The sequence below is a fragment of the Vibrio sp. ED002 genome (assembly GCF_023277445.1).
GTDB classification, from domain to species: Bacteria; Pseudomonadota; Gammaproteobacteria; order Enterobacterales; family Vibrionaceae; genus Vibrio; species Vibrio jasicida.
Window position 1 is genome coordinate 2,296,512 of the sequence record NZ_CP080238.1, and the last position, 19,643, is coordinate 2,316,154.

Below are 19,643 nucleotides of genomic sequence, written 5' to 3' on the forward strand. Positions count from 1 at the left end.
ACCTCTAAAGAATAAAGCTTAATGTTGCTACGATAATAAACGCGATACTACCAAGTAACGTTTCCATTACCGTCCAAGTTTTTAGCGTTGTTTTCTCATCCATCTCTAGTAGACGAGAAACTAGCCAGAAACCAGAGTCGTTGAAGTGAGAAAGCACTGTTGCACCGCCTGCAATCGCGATAACGATAAAGCATAGGTCTAGCTCGCTCAAACCTGTTGATGCTGCTACGACCGGCGCGATAAGTGCTGCGGTTGTCGTTAGTGCCACGGTTGCTGAGCCTTGAGCAACACGCAGACAGGTAGAGATAACAAACGCTGCTACGATTACTGGCATACCTGTATCAGTCAGAACGTCTGCTAGCGCATCACCGATGCCACTTGCACGCAATACGCCACCGAACATACCACCCGCACCTGTCACTAGGATAACGCCACAGATTGGAGCTAATGAGTCGCCACACAGCTTCTCAAGTTTTGCCATGCCGTAGTCTTTTGCGAATATCGCAAGAGATACAAGCAGCGTAATCAGAAGTGCTACTGGTGTTTTACCTAGCATACGTAGGAACTCAACCAGAGCTGTTTTGCCATCAATCACACCCGCAACCGCTAGCGTGTTCAGTACTGTGTCTAGACAGATTAGCAGTACAGGCAGTACTAGGATGGTCATTACTGTGCCAAATTTTGGCAGCTTAGATTCATCAACTTGTGTCTCACCGTTGAAGAACGCTTTTGATAGTGGAATATCGAATTTCTTACCTGCGTACAAACCAAATAGGTAAGCGCCTAAGTACCAAGTTGGGATAGCGACTAGAATACCAACAACAAGCAGTAGGCCAATGTTTGCGCCTAGGAATTCAGCGGCTGCAACAGGACCTGGGTGCGGAGGAACAAAACCGTGCATTACAGCAAATGCACCCGCCGCTGGTAGCGCGTATTTGATTGGCGAACCACCAAAGCGTGCAGCCACACTTAGGATGATTGGCATCATAACCACTAGGCCAGCATCAAAGAAGATTGGGAAACCAAACAGTAATGATGCCACACCTAATGCTAACGGTGCGCGCTCTTTACCGAAGCGTCCAATCAAAGTGTCTGCCAGTACTTTTGCACCGCCAGTCACTTCCAAAATCTTACCGATCATTGCGCCAAGACCAACCAGCAATGCAACTGATGCCAGTGTGCCACCAAAACCACTCATCATGGTTGGGACAACTTGATCAGAAGAAACGCCAGTAGCAATCGCAGTACCTAAACTCACCATAGTTAGGGAAGCGAAAGCATGCACTTTTAGCTTAATAATCAATACAAGTAACGCTGCAATCGCGAGGACGGCAATCGTTAGTAGGAACGTAGGGTCTGGAGCTTGGGTTAGCTGTTCCATGGGTTCACCTTTAAGAATTATTGTTTGTGTCGTGGTTCACATTTATTTGAGTTACCGGTAACATGTTACCGATAACATGAATAAGATAAACCCATATTTTAAAGTGAATTCAAAAATTGAGATCACGCGCAAATTTGTTATGAGGATAAGTTATGGCTGGTAGTAGTGTCGTCGTTATGGGCGTTTGTGCGAGTGGCAAAACCACAATTGGTGAGCACTTAGCAGAAAAGCTAGGACGTAAATTCATTGATGGAGACAACCTTCACCCACGAGCAAACATTCAGAAAATGGCATCAGGTCAGCCTCTGAATGACGACGACCGCAAACCATGGCTAGAACGTATCCGCGACGCTGCTTATAGCTTAGAAAGCAAAAACGAGCACGGCATTATTGTCTGCTCGGCACTAAAAAAGATTTACCGTGACCAAATCCGCGACGGTAACGAAAACGTTAGTTTCCTATTCCTAGACGGCAGCAAAGAATTGATCCTTGAACGCATGCGTGCTCGCCAAGGTCACTTCATGAAAGAGAACATGGTCAACAGCCAGTTTGAAACGCTTGAGCGCCCAGAGAACGAACCTCGTACCATTTTTGTTGATATTGATGCCACGATCGAAGAAGTGGTAGCTAACGCAGCTGAACTCATTCGAGCTCAAAATGAGGTGACCGCATGACTCATCAAGTAATTTTAGATGTTACTCAACGCTTAGTAGAGCGCAGCCAAGAGGCGCGTGCGGCGTTTCTTGCTCGCACTGAAGTCCAAGCAGAAGCCGGCAAAGGTCGTGTCGGTCTGTCTTGCGGTAACTTGGCGCACGCCGTTGCGGCATCTTGTTCTTCAGAAAAGAAAAGCATTCTGGATTTCACTCATTCGAATGTGGCGCTGATCAGTGCTTACAACGATATGCTGAGTGCCCACCAGCCTTACCAACACTACCCTGAACAAATCAAACAAGTGCTGTCTGGCTACGGTCACACTGCGCAAGTTGCTGGCTGCGTTCCAGCAATGTGTGATGGCGTGACTCAAGGTCAAGCTGGCATGGACATGTCGCTGTTTTCTCGTGACTTAATTGCCCAATCTACGGCACTTTCACTGAGCCACAACGTGTTCGATGCGACTTTGCTTCTGGGGATCTGCGACAAAATCGCACCAGGACAATTGATGGGTGCGTTGTCTTACGCACACCTTCCAACAGCATTTGTGCCAGCAGGTTTGATGGCAACGGGCATCAGCAATGAAGAGAAAGTCGACGTTCGCCAAAAATACGCGGCGGGCGAAGTTGGCAAAGACGCACTGCTTGATATGGAGTGTCGCGCTTACCACTCGGCGGGCACATGTACTTTCTACGGCACCGCAAACACCAACCAGCTTGTGTTTGAAGCAATGGGTTTGATGCTGCCAGGTTCGGCATTCATCCATCCACATACTGAGTTGCGCCAGGCATTAACCGATCACGCAGCTCTGAAAATTGCGGCAATGAATGCAGGCTCAGCAAACTTCCGTCCATTGTCTGAAGTCGTCACAGAAAAGAGCCTGATCAACGGCATTATTGCGCTGTTGGCATCGGGCGGCAGCACCAACCACACTATCCACATGTTGGCTGTGGCGCGTGCAGCAGGTTTGATTCTGACATGGCAAGACATCAGTGACTTATCTGAAGTCGTGCCACTATTAGCGCGCGTTTACCCGAACGGTCCAGCAGACATGAACGCGTTCCAAGAAGCGGGCGGCGTACCTGCGCTATTGCATCGTTTGGACGAGTCAGGCTTGCTTCATCGTGACGTGAAACCGGTATTCGGCGAATTCGAAGACCAAATGACGCTACCTACACTAGTCGACGGCAAACTGACTTGGACACCATGTGGTGGCAGCCAAGACAGCGAAGTGATTGCTGCGCCAACGCAAGCTTTCCAAAACACTGGTGGTACTCGCGTACTTAACGGTAACTTGGGTAAGGCGGTAGTGAAAGTCTCTGCGGTGAAAGAAGATCAACGCATCATCGAAGCGCCAGCAATCGTATTCCAATGTCAACACGAAGTGGAAGCGGCGTACAAACGCGGTGAGCTAAACCAAGATTGCATCGTGGTCGTGACGCACAACGGTCCTGCAGCGAACGGCATGCCAGAGCTGCATAAACTGATGCCAATTCTCGGCAACGTGCAGAAAGCGGGTTTTAAAGTCGCACTAGTGACGGACGGTCGACTATCGGGTGCATCAGGTAAGATTCCATCAGCAATCCACGTTTCTCCAGAAGCAATTCGTGGCGGCGCGATTGGCTTGGTGCGTAATGGCGACATCATCCGCGTTGATTGCCAAACTGGTGAACTGAATAACCTAAGCGACGTTACGGGTCGTGAATTGTTAGAGATGGATACTGAAGCTAAACAACAGACTTGGGGTCGTGGTTTCTTTAGCGTGATTCGTCAGAGCGTTTCGAGCGCAGAAGAAGGCGCAAGCTTTATTGTTTAGGGCGGGAAGCCCCTCAAAAACAGAAAAAGCGGAGTGTTGTGCACTCCGCTTTTTGTTTGGTAGATTACTTTCAATCATCAAGCTGCCTTCATCACCACAACCGCTGCAATCACCACAAAGATACCAAACCAGCCAATCGGCTTAAGCTTTTGTTTGAACAGCAAAGTACCACCAATCGCGGTACCTAAGATACCTATCGCCCCCCAAGAGGCGTATGCGATCGCAAGGTCGATCTCTTTTACCGCTTGAGCAAGCAAGGTAAACGCCGCCATCACCAACACAATCGCAGTGATGCCCCACCCTCTGTGCTTAAAGCCTTTAGAGCGAGTCAGTGCCATGTTCGCCATGATGTCGACCAACGCCGCCATGACAACAAATCCAAATGAAACAGTGAAAAATTGGCTCATGATTAACACCTCGCATTCGATGAGCTTGGCAACTCATCTTTCTGTTGAGGCTGACCGTGTGATTCGCCGAGCGTCACACACACGATACCGACCACTGCCAACGCCAAACCAAGCAACTGCTGCGCGCTTAAGTTGGCATCAAATAAAACGATAGAAACTAGGGTAATCAAGGCGATACCCAAGCCTTCCCACGTTGCGTACGCGACACCGATAGAGATTTTCTTTGCTGCTTTCGACAGGAAGTAATAGGAAATGGCGATCAGAACGTACATCACCAGATAGCCTTCCCACGCATTACTTTCGCCGATATACGACATGGTGCTGGTGCCAGCAACTTCGGCAACAATGGCAAGCAATAAAAATAGACGTGCAATGAGCATGATTCATCCTCCCCAGAAATTAAAAAACTGCATAACGGAGAATGGTGAATGTCCTTTAAGAATCAGACATTCAAAGAATTGATTATATAAAAAGAGCCGCTTCTCCTGACTATTTGCAGTCAGATTAGCCCTTCTTCAGTAAAACAGACAGGTAATTGAGATATTCATTTTTGAATATCTCAAAGGACAGTTTGCTTATCCGATCACGTTAATGGCGTATTGAGGGTTTGCTGCACCACTTGGTGCAAATGGCGATGCAATGGGTGGTTGCGATAAGTTTGTAAATACCCCCCCGAAACAACAAATTGGCTGAACTCTCGGTTGACCATTGGCATTGGGTAAGACGCAAGTTCGTGCATCAAGTGCGCGGTACTTTGGCTAGCATACATGATGGCATCGGTCTCAAGCAGCATTTGGCAAGCGACGCGCAAGTTGTAGGATTTAAGTAGTACGACAGGCTCGTAACCCATACGGCGATACTCAGATTCAACTGTACAAAGTGGATTGTAAGACGCAGGAGCAGGCAGAGAGACCAGTGGCAATTCCGACACCGTATCCCAGTCATTGCTGATTTGAGATAAGGTTGGATGGTCTTTACGAGCCAAAATCACCCGTTTTTCGACAAACAATGGACGCATGTAGATGTCTTTCGACAACTCAGTTTCTTGGTCGAGAATACAGTAGTCATGCTCACCCTCTAACATCTCGTCTTGGGAATAGATGTTCCAACTAGAGAAGACAAACGAAGCTTGAGGAAAGGCTTGATGGCAACCGCGCAATAAACGCTGACCTTGTTCATCCATCAAATAGGGATCGGTCACAATCGCAATCTGACCTTGGTATTCGAGCGGGTCAAAGTCCGAAAACTCCTGGACCACTTTTTCTAGCGGCGACAGCATGTTATCAAACTCCGCAGCTAAGCGAATTGCCATTGGGGATGGCTCCACCCCGTGCGCTTTACGCACAAACAATGGATCATCAAACACGTCTTTCAGCTTCATCACACCACGGCTGGCACTGGGTTGCGAAATACCAAGCTGCATCGCCGCCAACTTGATGCTGCGGTTATCCACCACGGCTTTGAGTAAGCGCATTAAATTGAGGTCTAGCGCATCAAGTTGATGTGGCATAACGGCACCCTAGTGATGAAACTGAAATAATGGCGGACTAAACGCTCTCGCCTGCGGTAATTCGGTAACCCATATCGACCATTTTGTCTTCTTGAGCTTCCCCTTTTAGACGCGCAATCAACAACTCTGCACTCTTTTCACCAATTTCAAAACGCGGCGTATCCACGCTGGTCAGTTTTGGACTGATGCTTTGGCCAATGTCTAAAGCGTTGTAGCCAACGACCGCAAGTTGTTCTGGTACTTTGATGCCACGTTGTTGAGCACTCAACAAGGTACCAATAGCAATATCATCGTTGGTACAGAAAACGCCATCAAGATCAGGGTAAGTTGCAAGTGCACGCTCTAATAAATCATGCGCTAGCGAAAAGCTTGAGTGATCACCCGTTAGGACGTGTTTTGGCTCCAAACCCGCTTCAGTCATTGCGCGGTCATAGCCCTGCATACGCAATTTTGTTCGCGTGTCCAAGCGAGCGCCGAAGTAAACGATGGTGCGCTTGCCAGATTCCAATATACGCTTTACGACGCTGTAAGAGGCATCTTCGTGATCCATGCCGACCGCCATATCAATCGGCTGCTCTGGCAGTTCCATGGTTTCGACCACGGGCACACCGGCGTTCTTGATCATCTGTAAAGTGCGTTGGGTATGGTGGCTTTCGGTTAGGATTAAGCCATCAACTTGGTAAGAAAGCAGCGACGCGATTTTGCGTTCTTCTTCCAATTCGTCATAACTAAAGTGTGCGAGCAGTGTTTCGTAACCATTAGCTTTAGTGACCGTTTCAATGCCCTGAACAAAAGAAGCAAAAATTTGGTTGGACAGTGAAGGCAGTAAGATACCAATCGCTTTACTGGAAGACTTAGATAACATCGCCGGAGCACGGTTTTCGATATAGCCCATCTCTTCAATCGCTGCGGCGATCTTTACTCGAGTCTTTTCTGCCACAGATTCCGGATTACGCATATAACGCGATACCGTCATCTTAGTTACGCCAACTTTGTCTGCGACATCCTGCAATGTCGTTCGTGATTTTTTATTATGTTGAGCCATAAATATCTAATTTATCAGTAATGTTACTAGTAACATTATGACCAATACGCCCGCTCGCGACAAGCCAAGTAGAGATTATTCACCATATAATCAACAAAATCATAAGCTTAATAAAAGCACAGTAACCAAATTGCGCTCTCATAATTGTGATTCAAAGCCGAATAAATAAATGACATTAATATTAAGTTTCTTATAAACTGCCGTACCTAAAAAAATAAGATAAAAAGTATAGTGCAGTTAGGCTCCAGCAAAACCCAGATTTACTATCACCTGCTTGATCTGGACGACTCTCAACAACAGCAATACCTAGCGACATTGCAGAAGAGTCAACCTGAGCTTTACCTCCAAATCGCCCCTCTTTTGGCTATCGACCAACAACAGGAACAACTCACTCAGTTGCTCGGTTTTTGCGCGCATCAGGCCACGAGCCATGAAGTCGATCTAAGTGGAGAAGTGATCAGTAAATATCGCCTTACCCATGAATTAGGTCGTGGTGGCATGGGGGTAGTCTATGCGGCACAGCGCGCTGATGAGACGTTTGAGCAAGACCTTGCAATCAAGTTTATCCAAAGCAATTTGAGTCAGGTTTTAGGACAACGAGCATTGTTTGATGAAGCTCAGTTGCTGGCTCGCTTGAATCACCCATACATTGCCAAAGTGTTCGATGGCGGTCTACACGATGATTCGGTTTACATCGTGATGGAACGCGTTTTTGGCCAAACCCTGGACGCTTACCTTTCGTTACTGCCAATGGAAGACGACGATAAGTTACTGCTGTTCAAGCAGATCTGTGAGGCCATGGAACACGCCCACCAGCATCAGGTCTTGCATGCGGATCTCAAACCGGAAAACATTCTGATTGATCGCAACAAGCGGCCAAAACTGCTCGATTTTAACCTAACACAAAAAGCGCAGTCGAATTCTGAAGAATCGCATTCAGGCTTAATCGCCTTTAGTGAACATTACGCCAGCCCCGAACAACAAAAAGGCCAGTTCTTAACGGAGCAAAGTGATGTGTATTCACTGGGTAAGATTCTGGCGCTGATGTTTCCAAACACACCAGTTTGGTCTGATGTGTATTGGGTGATCCGTCGAGCAACTCGCTCTATAGCAAAGCAACGCTACCGCGATGTGCGCACCTTACGGTTAGATATTGAGAACATTCTTGAGCACCGTCCAATCGAACAAAAGAAGCACTGGCCGCTGTACAGCATACTTCGTCTAGTACAGCGCCGACCGCTGCCATCGGTATTGTCCGCAATCTTAGTGTTATCTGGTTTGTTGTTCAGTAACACTCTGATTCAAAAGAACATCCAACTGCAACAAGAGAAGAAGATTGCAGAAGACATCATGTACGAAGTAACACGCCTTGTCTTCCATGCCAAGGGGCAAAATGTCGAGCATATGTCCGTCAGTGCCATGATGGAGCTGACACGTAGGCGGATTCTGTCTAATCCAGATATCCCCAAACACATAAAACAAAAAATGTTATTGGCGATGATGACACCGGTGCCAGAGAAGCACCTAACAAACGCAATAAGTTGTCAGCCAAATTGTGCGCCTGATATTCGCACTAAACAGAAAGGCTAAAACACAAAAAGGCTTAAACACAAAGATGTACACACGTTCCATGGCGATTTGGCTATCCGCTTTAGCGATGGCCCCAGCTTGGGCGAACATGACTTCTGCACCCGAGGTGTCAGAAGCAGTCACGCCTACCATCAAGCAAGGTTTTTTCATCGACTCTCCGGTGACGGGACTGTATTACAAAACGACCTCCAACCTTTCTGGTTTTACACAGAAAGGTGCATTTGATTATCATCCAGGTGATGTCATCAGCTTTTTCCTCGGTAATGACGACAAAGGCTATCTACTGACGACTATGTCCAGCCAAGAAGTCTTGACTCCAACCATGGCAACCACCAAGCCAAGTCGCAGTATCAATATGACCCGCTTGTTGCTTTCTCTCGATAGCACACCAGAAAATCGTCAAGAGATTGTGTTAGCCAACAAGGTTCTCTCTGACCCAGCCTTCCAAGCGCAACTCAAACGCCTCGATCTCAATGTCATTGATAATGCCAAACATCAGCTCAACTTAGATTGGGTTTCGGTAGAAGAAGCGGTGGAGCATCTCAATGAAAGCCAAACCTATATTGAGAAAAACTTTGCTTCGAATGAAATCATCTTTGAGCCCAAAAACGTGCGCTTTAAGAACATCATCATCAAGAAAAAGGACTGGCAAGGCCGCGCTTGTGCATTTGATATTCGTTACCAACATCATCCACGTTATCGCCCACCGATTGGCGAGGTTAACTTCACCATTACCGAAACGTCTCTTATTCAGCATCCAAGCATTGGTGATTACTTCCAAGGTTGTTTCTTAGCACGTAACCACAGCATAACCGAAGACATTGTCGAGCCTATCGAAAAGTTTTCTGAATGGGAGAGCTTGGTTGGCTGTTCCGATACCGGCTGCACACGTAACGATCTCAACGGTTTCTCACTGGAAGACTACGACGATGAAGGCGATTGGAAATATCGTTCTGTTGCCCTCAACTTTGACCCAAGCACCCGACTTTTGATGGAAAAAGTGCAAGGGTTAGGTCAAAACGAGCACATCCAGCACCAAAACCGTACTGAAATGCTATGGTTCACCTACCCCGATTCCATCGATAGCCAAATTGCCTACCAAGGTGTGTGGCAACAAACCCAGTACCTACGTGATTCAATGAAACAATCTTGTTTGTTGATGCGTTACAACCAAGTATTGCGTCTACCTGTTGATGCCATCACCTGCCCTACCGACACCCGCTTATATACCCAAGATGTCACCAACGACTATTTGGATATGTGGTGGGTCAACAACGATGAGCCGAGCGCAGAACTAGCGCAGATGAATGTGATGGTACGTTGGTCACCAACCCCTTCTGAAATCAACTACACCACGTGGGAATACCTGCCAGCAGGCAAAACGTGGGAACAAGGTATTTTGTATCGCTACCAGCAAGACATCAGTCGTAACCGTGATGGCTCTGACCGTATTGAAACCCACACCATCTCTGAGTTTGTAAAAGTAAGTGAGGACGTATAACCATGGCTTCCAATTCCACCCTGACGCAAATCATTCAGCAATGGCAAGCTGGTAACAAACAAGCGGAAAGTGAGTTATACCAATTCGCTTATCTTCAATTGCGTAAAATTGCTCAGCAAGAGCGCGAACGCAATGCCGAAAAATACGGCACCGACAATAAGGTACTGGCAGACAGCGTGAACAGCACCACGGCGCTAATCCATGACGCCTACTTAAAGATGTCTAGTTGCGACATGAGTGAGATTGAAACCAAGCGCGATTTCTTCTTGATGGCCGCCAAGGTAATGCGCCAGATCTTGATCGACAATGCACGTGCTCATCAAGCGCAGAAGCGCCAACACATCACCTTGATGAAAGAGGAAGAAGATCGCTTCGAGCAACTCATCATCATGGACAAAGCGCTCGACAACTTTAGTGTACGCTATCCGCGCCAATCTAACGCATTAAAGCTCAAGTATCTGATGGGCATGAAAAACCAAGAGATCTGTGAACTGCTCGAATGCAGCGCCAGTTTGATTGAAAAAGACCTTAAGTTCTCGCGCAGCTGGCTGCAATCTAGAATGGCGCACGCGTAATATCATGACGAAAAAATACTGGATTGCAGGCGCACTGGGTGTTTGCTTAATAGCAAGCTACTGGCTTTCAGACGAACAAGCAGCCGCTGCGGCTGCGGCTGCCAATATAGAGCCAGCACAAAATGGCCTAGATAAGAGAAAAACGTCCCAAGGTGAGCGCACTTCGTTGATTGAAGTAAAGCAAGCCTTAACCTCCTCATTACTAGAGAGAAACAACGATCTTGCCTTTGAAAAAGCACTCGAATCTGCGTTATCAGAGCAACCTGAACAGGTTCAAGATGCTTTTGGATCATCGGTGGTCAATTACTCCGGAGACCTGACTCAAACTTACATCAGTAGCAACCAAAACAACGATGCGACAAACAACGGCAAACCGATCATTAACCTCGCCGTGGAACAACAACTACAAACGATCATCTTTGGTTGGGAGCTTACACAAAACAACCCCATCAACTACTCGCTAGGGTTAGATCAGCTATTTGAAGATCCGGAAGGTGACCTGCTCACAACTCGTATTTGGCTAGAAAATGCCAACGGGTTAAGTGTGCTCAATCAGGGGCAAATCATGCTTCAAGGTGCGCCAAAAGCCTTCGATCAAACCACCTTCTTGGCTGTATCTGCACGAGATGACCACCATGGCTCGGAAGATCATGCTTGGGTTACCACACGTTTTGAACTGCCAGCGGTGATTGAAGAACAAAATAACACTGAGCACCCTCTCATTGATGGCATTGTCTATCGTCTTGAATCCACAACTTTGCTTGGTGGGAAAAAATTCGAATATGAAGTCGTGTATTGCGAGGCATTTCAGTTTATCGATGACGACGTTTTTTATGCCGCAGCCAACAACAAAACTCGTTGCCCAGAAGAGAATGAACTAAAGAAAGTGGGCAGCTATCAGATCAGCGATGATTCACTGATTGTGCAAACCAACAGAACGCAACAAATATGGACCACCAAAAAGGTCTATACCTCGCGTGTGCATAAAGAAACCGAAAACTACTTTATTACTGTCTTCGACAATAATCGTTTCGAAAGCTACACCATGCAGAAAAACAAACGTTCGATGGAAGAACGTTTGAACGTCAATACTGGAAAGGATCTTGAGCACTTCACACTGTTTGATTTGCTCATCCCGACTGAAGGGGGTTATCGCCATACACTCGCCAACAACTACATTTTTGATAGGCGGTTTGCTCAAGGTGATGAGTATTACGATGGTTTCGACTCCGACCTCAACATAAGTGCACCCAATAGCGACTTCTTCAGTCATGAAATGTGCCAATTTTGGGACGCTTCAATTGTCGCGGGCGAAGGCATGTTCAATGATATCGTGTCTTATTCCAACAACACCCATTGTGCCACTGCACCAATACCGTCCGCGTATGCCTTTGTTTACTTCAACAATGATTACCATGCCAATGACGTCTTTCTTCATGGGGAAGCTTACAGCTACATTTTACGTCCCTTACCTAAGTACGCCAGTGAAGTTGAAGAACTTAAGCTCAATATGATTTATCACGATCCTCTTGGTACGAAAACCAATCAAAAATTAACTAAAAACTCAAAATAAGTCGTTGTATTCCATAACCAGCACCACTATTGATAATTTAAACAACTAATCTACTCAACAAAAAAATATTCAAAGTTTTTTTACGGTTTTTTTGCGGTTTTTCGTATCTTGAAGCTGCTTCCAAAATCGATCCAAAATGCGCAGCTTTTCCAATCTCACTAGTGAGATTTGGAGATAAAACAATAAAAAGCGACTTTCTCATTCGGAAACGAAACAAGGATTAAAAACAATGAATAAGGTGAGTTTACTAGCAGCGTCAGTGGCTATCGCGCTAACAGGTTGTGGTGGTTCAGATAGTAGTTCAAACGGTGGTAATTCTGGTGTAGTGATCACAGGCTTTGATGGTTACTTCAAAAACGCGGTGGTATTTGAAGATCTGAACAACAACGGCCAATGGGATACCTCTGATACCTTCCTTGGTCTGACGAATGAGAAAGGTCAGCTTACCATCAAAGCAAAACCAGAAGCGACGCTGGCTCTACAAACCATCACGCCAAACGGCTTAAAGCAGAAACAACTTATTCAGCTTGATCCAAAACATGCAGGCACTTACACCGTAGATATGGATCACCCAAGCCAAGCAATGGCGCACGAATTGGTTTTCCGAGCACCAAACTCGTCTAACGTTATTTCACCAATCACAGACCTTGTCGCGATTGAGATGGCAAACAACGACGCGCTAACAGAAGAAGAAGCCGCAGCAAAAGTTAACCAAGCACTTGGTGGTACTGAAGAGGCTCCTATCGACCTATACAGCGACTTCGTTTCGGGCGTAGATAAAAGTGCCGAACTACATAAAACCGCTCAGATTCTGACTGAATCTAAAGCGCAAAACCCTGCGAACTACGAGAAAAAAGCGACTGAATTCGCGCAAGCAGCTGATCAAGAAGTAGACCGTCTGGTGGAGTCTGGTGCAGATATCAATGATCCAAACCTACGCCCAGTGATCACTGACAGCACACCAGAAAGCGAAAACCTAGCGCCAGAAACCGTAGTCAACAACAAGCTTGTTGTCAGCGAAAACGTTGAAGAAGCAGCCGAAGATAAGCTAGATAACTTACCAGAAATCGTAAAAGGCGCAGGCTTCGATGGTGTTGAACTAAACATTGAAGGTCTATTCAAAGACAAAGACCAAAACTTAGTAACACCGAAACTGACTCACAACCTTACTGGCACAGGTATCGAAGTTAGCATTGTAGGTGAACAACTGATTCTTTCACCAACAACTGAAGTCACCAAAGCGGGCGAGTTTGAAATCATCCTTACAGCAGAAGATAAAGACTCTTCTGGAAAAACACTAGCTACTGTAAGCACAGTATTCGAATTGGATATCGAAACCGCTAACCAAGCGCCAATCGTCATTGAAGCAGAGCAAAAACGCCTTCAAAGCATCGTTGATGACTGGCAACTGCAGCAAGGTGAAGCTTTTGAGCAAACTCTAGACATTTCTGGTCTGTTCAAAGACGAAGATGGCCAACTAGAAGAGTATTCAGCGGAGTCGATCTCTATCGAAGGCTTGTCTATCAATGAAAACGACAACGCAATCATCACTGTCGAAGGTTCCCCAGAAAAAGCTTACGCTGCAGGTCAAACATTTACCGTTAGTGTAGAAGACAACGAAGATGGTGAAGCTCGTGTAACCTTTAAACTACCAGAAGTAAAAGAAGGCACTACACCACCACCAGTCGTACCAACACTAGGCTTCACTATCGACCATTTTAACGGTAAAGCGGCAAAAATGGGCAGCTTTGCACGCAACGATGGCGAAATTGGCCATGCGATTCTTATGAAAGATGCCGAAGGCCTACTATGGTGTTGGGGTTCAAACGATGATGAGCAAGGCGAAGAGTATTCGGCAAACATCAGTGATAACCTAAGCAACTCTTGGGAATCAGAGTACGACCCATACGCGATTTTGGCAAAACTGGACAAGCTACCAAGCTACGCGGCTTACCAAAACAAAGATTGTTGGGATGTAGAGATCAAAGATGGCAAATTATACGACGACGAAGGTTCTGAGTATGAAATGCTTTACCAAAACAAAACCGCGCATGGCGACCAAATCCTAGTGAAAATCGATGGTGACGAGTTATTCTGGTTGGATTCGACAGATGCACCTTTCGCACAAGCACTACCAGTGAGCGAAAAGGTCGCAAACGGTAAGGTTGAATTTGATATGACGGTAGAGAGCGAGACCGTTGCAGAAGAGGAAACAGAGCTATTCTACGCAGCGGGTAAGTTTGAATACGCAAGCGATGTTTACGAGTATGAGTCTATCAAACCAGAAGGCTTCTACACACCAGGTAACTGGACAGTCTCTCTAGATAGCACAACAAACCGCGAAACTCTGATTCTAGAAGAAACTGGCGCAGATTCTGATTACAAGACTCGCCACCGTAACGTAAACCGAGAGTTTGGCGACTTCTACATCGGAATCAACTCAAGCGTTGAACAAAACGGTTGGGTATCTGCTCCAGAGTTCGGTCTGTACTCACACTCTCAAGAAGCAATAGAAAAAGTGATGGAATCACTGCCTTTAATTGAAGACTAATGAGTAAAGATAAACAAATACTATCGAAACCTTGTTGTAGCCAGATTCACCTGCATCGTCGACGCAGAACTTTCTGGGAAAAGTGCAAAGGTATCAAAGAAGTATACTGTTGCGCGAATTGTCACAGGGAAACCAGTCTCAAATAGCTCCTCTGTTTGAGGCCGCAAAAAAAGCCCCGCTCAAGCGGGGCTCTTTTGTATCAGTTTAACTACTTCACACAAATCACATTCAGCAACGAGGTGCCTGTTAACTGATTGGGCTCTCGGTCAGCAAATAGCCCCTTCTTATCTTTACCCCAGTACGGCAATTGTAATGGCCAATTATTTTTTTCCATCACACCAGAGCCACGCAACGTTTTAAACTCAGGCGCGCTCGCCAAGTTCATTCCCAATTGCTGACACACTTGCTTCGAACTCGCGTAATTTAAGCGATTCCACGGTTTGCCATGTTCCATGTAGAACTGGTTGTTATTCTCGACCAAGTACGGCACCACAAACGTCTTACCTTGTAAGATAGTTTTCAAACGAACCTGAACGTTCTTACTGCTGATCGCAGGTTGAGCAGGCTTTGCGGCAACTTGGGTCGCCGAAGTTTGCTTAACAGTTTGTTTTGCGGGTGCCTCTTTGGCCTGAAATGCCCCCGTATCAGGTCGAGAAGCGGCCACTGGCTCGACTGGTTTTGGTTTCGAAACTGGCTTGGGCATTGGCTTAGTTTGCTTCACTGGCTCTGATGTACCTTTGCCAACCACACGAATAAAGGCTTCTTTGTATGTCGACAAGGTTTTGACTCGCTGTAAGTCCTGCGAGGCTTTGGCAAATTCAGTATAAGGACCAATAAGACATCGGTAGCCTTTTTGCTCCGGCTTCATCCAAACATCAGTGGTGATTTTGCCGTAGATCGGCTTGGCTTTGGCTAAAGACATCGGTTTTGGCAACAAACCACATTGAATCCAGAAGAAATCATTGCCTCCCTGCGGCACTTTCTTTCCCCATACCCCTTTCCCGATCGGACAAGATTGCTCAAGTACTGGCAGTTCTTTGTTACTCGCTTGAGAGGCTTGGCAAAGAAAACCTTCCGCGAATACCGGTGTCGAAAATTGGGCGCACGCCAACAGCAATCCAAGGCTCAAGCCGGATTGGACGATACGAGAGGAATGTTGTGCCTTCTTCATTTCCATACGCTTCACTCTGAACAGTAGGTGATGAAATTATCGCGACAAAGCGTCAATAAAACATGAATAAAAAGTGATAAGCAAAAAAAGAGCCGGAATTGCATCCGGCTCTCAGTTTAGAAAGAATTTTATGAAATAGGCAACGTATAGGTGCGTATTTTAGTGATTAACCCTTGTAGATTTTCGGGTTGAACACGTCACGTAGCCAGTCGCCAAGTAGGTTAATCACCAATACCAGTGTCACGAGTACGATACCTGGGAAGGCGGTAATCCACCATGCACCAGAGAAGATGTAGTTAAAGCCGATGCTGATTAGCGCGCCTAGAGACGGCTGGTCCACAGGAAGACCTAAGCCTAGGAATGACAGTGCCGCTTCCGACATGATTGCGTTCGCAACCTGTACTGTCGAGATAACCAAGATTGGAGATAGACAGTTCGGCAGAATGTGACGGAACATGATGCGAGGTGCTTTAAAGCCCATCACACGCGCCGCTTCGACGTATTCTTTCTTCTTCTCTGCCAATACCGAGGCGCGAATGGTACGTGCGTATTGCGGCCATTCTGCCACGCCGATGATCACCACCAGCATGACTACCGCATATTGGCTGTAGAAGTCACTGCCAAAGCTGGCTTTAAAGATTGCCGAGACGATGATCGCCACCATCATGGTCGAGAACGATAACTGTACGTCTGCAAAGCGCATCAAGAAGCTATCGATACGGCCGCCAAAGTAACCCGCCGACAAACCAATAATGATACCCAGTACTAACTGAAGACCAACCGCAAGAAAACCGATAGTCAAAGACAGGCGAGAGCCGTAAAGAATGGTCGATAAAATATCGCGACCTTGCTCATCCGTACCTAACACAAAACGCTCGTCACCGTCTTCCATCCAAGAAGGCGGCAACTCCGAGTCCATGATATCGATGGACGTGAGATCATAAGGGTCAGTCGGTGCAAGTACAGGGGCAGCAATCGCCAACACCAAAAACACCATAAAGACAGTGAAACTGGCCATCGCGACTTTATCGCGCTTAAAGTAGTACAAGAAATCCGAGTTTTTAAAACGTTGCCACGCAGAAGGTACTGCTTCAGGAGCGGCCGTTACATTTGATTGGCTCATGATTAAGCTCCTTTTCCAGTTAGGTTCACTGTTGGGTTGATGATGCCGTACAGCAAATCAACAATGGTATTGGTTACCACGAAAATCAGACCAACAAAGATAACGTAGGCAGTGATCAGCGGTGTATCTACACGGTTGATTGCCTCAAGGAAAAGAAAGCCCGTACCCGGCCACTGGAACACGGTTTCAGTAAGAATGGTGTAAGCCACCATGGTACCAATCTGCACACCACCCACCGTCAGAACAGGTAGCATGGTGTTCTTAAGTGCATGTTGGTAATAAATTTTGTTTAAGTTCAGGCCTTTTGCTTTGGCGAACTTGATGTATTCCGAGCTCAGCACTTCCAACATTTCTGAACGTACCAAACGAATGAACAGCGGCAACATGATCGAAGCCAGTGCCACACAAGGTAGAATCAAGTGCTTGATGCCATCAATGGTAAAAAAGCCAGATTCCCAACCAAGAATATTAGCCGTTTCACCCCGCCCGTAGGAAGGCAGCCAGCCCAGCTCAATGGAGAATACATACATCAGCATAATCGCGGTTAAGAACACCGGAATCGAGATACCGACACTACTCATCGCCATGACAAATTTGGTAAAGATGCTCTTCGGATGAATCGCGGAGTACACCCCAAGAGGAATTGAGAGAAGAATGATAATGAGCGTCGCACCAAACACGAGCTCTAACGTCGCCACCAGCTTATCGAGAATGACCTCAACCGCAGGTCGCTTGAAGAAGTAAGATGTACCTAAATCACCTTGTAGCGCATTGCCCACAAAGCGAGTGTACTTTGTGATAAAGGGATCGTTCAGGCCCAGTTCGTCACGCAGCGCTTGACGCTCCGCTTCTGAAACCGACTGACCTACAAGCTCACGCAGCGGGTCACCCAGGTTGTCCTGAATGGCAAACGCCACCAAACTGATCACAAACATCACTATCAGTGCCTGAAACAGGCGCTTGACCAGAAACGAAAACATTCCTTGCCCCTTAACTATCCATAGATCTCTATTCAGAGAGAAAATTCAGTCTGTAAAACCAACTCAGTCCGACTGAAACAAAACTGAGTAGAGTGCTTTAAGTTGAGGAGGGACATCCACCCCTCCTCAAAATCGACTAACCGTGATTATTCAACCACTAGGTCACCGAAGTAAGGCATAACCATTGGGTTAACGATGTCTGCCGCTTTCACGTTAGACTTCGCGCCCCACGCTTCACTTTGCCAGTGTAGCGGTACGAATGCTGCGTCGTTGTATAGTGTTGCTTCTACGCCTTTCAGCATTTCTGCACGCTTCGCTGGATCCGTTTCTACGTTCGCAGCTTCAACCACTTTGTCCATTTCTGGGTTTGAGTAGTAACCACAGTTGTACTGACCACGACCAGTATCTTCGTTACGAGTCATAGTTAGGAACTCGTTGAAGTTCGCTGAATCTTCCGTATCTGAGTGCCAACCGATCATCAGCATGTCTGCTGCACACTTGTCGAACTCTGGCCAGTATTGCGCTTTTGGCATGGTCTTCAGATCAACCTTGATGCCGATCTTAGACAGCATTGCCGCTGCCGCTTGCGCTACTTTCGCATCGTTCACGTAACGGTTGTTCGGTGCGATCATCGTCAGCGTTAGGCCATCTTCGTAGCCCGCTTCTTTCATCAGTTCTTTCGCTTTCTTCAGATCGTAGCGAGGAACCAGTTTGTCATCGTGACCTACGTAACCTGCTGGGCTTTGCTGACCAGCTGCCGTTGCGAAGCCTTTCATGATTTTCTTCACGATGCCTTCGTTATTGATTGCGTGAACAATCGCTTGGCGAACGCGAACGTCTTTCAGTGCTTCGTTGCTGTTTTGGTTGAGTTGGAACGTGATGATACGTGTACCAGGTAGTGTTACTAGGTCGATGCCGTCTGCATCTTTCACACGTTTGTGATCGTTTGGCGCTACTGGGTGAATCATGTCAACGCCGCCAGAAAGTAGCGCAGCTACACGAGTTGCGTCTTCTTTGATTGGTACAAGCGTTAGCTTATCAACGTTACCTTTCGACTCTTTGTCCCAGTAATCTTTAAAGCGTTCGAATTCCACTTTTACGCCCTGCTCACGAGAAGTCACAATGAATGGACCCGTGCCAGATACGTTAGTCGATGCAAATGAGTTACCGTGCTTCACTAGCTCAGACTTGTCTTTGCCATCTTCTGTCTTACCAGAGTAGAACTTGCTGTCCATTGGGAAGATGTAAGTCGCCGTTTGCAGAACAAGCGGGTAAGGACCTTTAGTCACTAGATCCACTGTGTAGTCGTCAACCTTCACGATTTTTTCGTACGGGTCGAAGATAGCTTTGAAATCTGGAGAGCTTTGTAGACGTTCGAAAGTCCATACTACGTCGTCCGCCGTCATGTCGTTACCAGAGTGGAACTTAACACCTTGGCGTAACTTGAAACGTACCGTTGTATCGTTCACACGTTCCCAGCTTTCTGCTAGACGAGGTTCAAAGTCCATGTCTTGTGTGAAACGAACTAGTGGATCAAATACCATGTGTGACATTTGCAGCGTACCGCCTGATAGCTGCTCATGCGGGTCTAGCGATACTGGGTCAGCTGCGTAGCCAACTTTGATATCTGCTGCCATTGCGTTAAAGCTTAGGCCCGCTGCCATTAGCGCCACTGCTAATTTGCTTTTCATGGTTTTCATTTGCATAACTCCTTCATGCGGGAATTCGAATCCCTTGTTGTGTTTGCGTCTTTGTTATGACTAAGGTTT

Annotated in this window: 16 protein-coding genes; 7 read left to right on the top strand and 9 right to left on the bottom strand. The window is 46.7% G+C overall.

What is annotated here, in order from left to right:
* Positions 1 to 4 precede the first annotated feature (4 nt).
* The gene (locus ITG12_RS10605) at positions 5 to 1,381 is read right to left on the bottom strand and encodes a GntP family permease (RefSeq protein WP_039975958.1); all 1,377 of its coding nucleotides are present in this window, start codon (positions 1,379 to 1,381) and stop codon (positions 5 to 7) included.
* A 152-nt stretch (positions 1,382 to 1,533) separates the two neighbouring features.
* On the opposite strand from ITG12_RS10605, the gene ITG12_RS10610 reads away from it, so the two are divergent.
* Positions 1,534 to 2,055, top strand: coding sequence for a gluconokinase (locus tag ITG12_RS10610; RefSeq protein ID WP_039975960.1), 522 nt, complete (start codon positions 1,534 to 1,536; stop codon positions 2,053 to 2,055).
* The gene (gene edd, locus ITG12_RS10615; RefSeq protein WP_248873058.1) at positions 2,052 to 3,848 is read left to right on the top strand and encodes a phosphogluconate dehydratase; all 1,797 of its coding nucleotides are present in this window, start codon (positions 2,052 to 2,054) and stop codon (positions 3,846 to 3,848) included. The genes ITG12_RS10610 and edd overlap by 4 nt, the downstream gene beginning before the upstream one ends.
* Positions 3,849 to 3,925: 77 nt before the next feature.
* Here the strand turns inward: edd and ITG12_RS10620 are convergent, their stop codons facing one another.
* The 4 genes from ITG12_RS10620 to ITG12_RS10635 form a co-directional block, all read right to left on the bottom strand.
* Positions 3,926 to 4,255 (bottom strand): SMR family transporter, encoded by a 330-nt coding sequence (locus tag ITG12_RS10620; RefSeq protein ID WP_248873059.1) that lies wholly within the window; start codon positions 4,253 to 4,255, stop codon positions 3,926 to 3,928.
* 2 nt (positions 4,256 to 4,257) lie between these two features.
* Positions 4,258 to 4,635, bottom strand: coding sequence for an SMR family transporter (locus ITG12_RS10625; protein ID WP_248873060.1), 378 nt, complete (start codon positions 4,633 to 4,635; stop codon positions 4,258 to 4,260).
* Between the two features lie 203 nt (positions 4,636 to 4,838).
* Positions 4,839 to 5,765 carry a LysR family transcriptional regulator gene (locus ITG12_RS10630; RefSeq protein ID WP_038869947.1) on the bottom strand — a complete coding sequence of 309 codons (927 nt, stop codon included), beginning with the start codon at positions 5,763 to 5,765 and terminating at the stop codon, positions 4,839 to 4,841.
* A 37-nt stretch (positions 5,766 to 5,802) separates the two neighbouring features.
* Positions 5,803 to 6,810, bottom strand: a complete 1,008-nt coding sequence (locus tag ITG12_RS10635; RefSeq protein WP_042600474.1) for a LacI family DNA-binding transcriptional regulator — start codon at positions 6,808 to 6,810, stop codon at positions 5,803 to 5,805.
* A 231-nt stretch (positions 6,811 to 7,041) separates the two neighbouring features.
* Here ITG12_RS10635 and ITG12_RS10640 point away from each other — a divergent pair, with 231 nt between their 5' ends.
* The 5 genes from ITG12_RS10640 to ITG12_RS10660 all read left to right on the top strand — a co-directional run bounded on the left by ITG12_RS10640 (position 7,042) and on the right by ITG12_RS10660 (position 14,600).
* A complete protein-coding gene (locus tag ITG12_RS10640) occupies positions 7,042 to 8,400 on the top strand; it encodes a serine/threonine-protein kinase (protein ID WP_248873061.1) in 1,359 nt (452 codons plus the stop codon).
* 25 nt (positions 8,401 to 8,425) lie between these two features.
* Positions 8,426 to 9,901 (top strand): hypothetical protein, encoded by a 1,476-nt coding sequence (locus ITG12_RS10645; protein WP_038869943.1) that lies wholly within the window; start codon positions 8,426 to 8,428, stop codon positions 9,899 to 9,901.
* Between the two features lie 2 nt (positions 9,902 to 9,903).
* On the top strand, positions 9,904 to 10,476 hold the full coding sequence (locus tag ITG12_RS10650; protein ID WP_038877068.1) for a sigma-70 family RNA polymerase sigma factor: 573 nt from the start codon (positions 9,904 to 9,906) through the stop codon (positions 10,474 to 10,476).
* A gap of 4 nt (positions 10,477 to 10,480) precedes the next feature.
* Complete coding sequence (locus ITG12_RS10655) at positions 10,481 to 12,049, top strand: hypothetical protein (protein WP_038877070.1); 1,569 nt, start codon at positions 10,481 to 10,483, stop codon at positions 12,047 to 12,049.
* Positions 12,050 to 12,278: 229 nt separating this feature from the next.
* The gene (locus ITG12_RS10660) at positions 12,279 to 14,600 is read left to right on the top strand and encodes a hypothetical protein (protein WP_038877071.1); all 2,322 of its coding nucleotides are present in this window, start codon (positions 12,279 to 12,281) and stop codon (positions 14,598 to 14,600) included.
* A 208-nt stretch (positions 14,601 to 14,808) separates the two neighbouring features.
* Here ITG12_RS10660 and ITG12_RS10665 read toward each other — a convergent pair whose 3' ends face one another.
* The 4 genes from ITG12_RS10665 to ITG12_RS10680 all read right to left on the bottom strand — a co-directional run bounded on the left by ITG12_RS10665 (position 14,809) and on the right by ITG12_RS10680 (position 19,574).
* The gene (locus tag ITG12_RS10665) at positions 14,809 to 15,777 is read right to left on the bottom strand and encodes an SPOR domain-containing protein (RefSeq protein WP_104026744.1); all 969 of its coding nucleotides are present in this window, start codon (positions 15,775 to 15,777) and stop codon (positions 14,809 to 14,811) included.
* 160 nt (positions 15,778 to 15,937) lie between these two features.
* Positions 15,938 to 16,894 (bottom strand): ABC transporter permease, encoded by a 957-nt coding sequence (locus ITG12_RS10670; protein WP_038869936.1) that lies wholly within the window; start codon positions 16,892 to 16,894, stop codon positions 15,938 to 15,940.
* A 2-nt stretch (positions 16,895 to 16,896) separates the two neighbouring features.
* Positions 16,897 to 17,874 (bottom strand): ABC transporter permease, encoded by a 978-nt coding sequence (locus ITG12_RS10675; protein WP_038869935.1) that lies wholly within the window; start codon positions 17,872 to 17,874, stop codon positions 16,897 to 16,899.
* Between the two features lie 146 nt (positions 17,875 to 18,020).
* Positions 18,021 to 19,574 carry an ABC transporter substrate-binding protein gene (locus ITG12_RS10680; RefSeq protein ID WP_038877076.1) on the bottom strand — a complete coding sequence of 518 codons (1,554 nt, stop codon included), beginning with the start codon at positions 19,572 to 19,574 and terminating at the stop codon, positions 18,021 to 18,023.
* Positions 19,575 to 19,643: the final 69 nt, after the last annotated feature.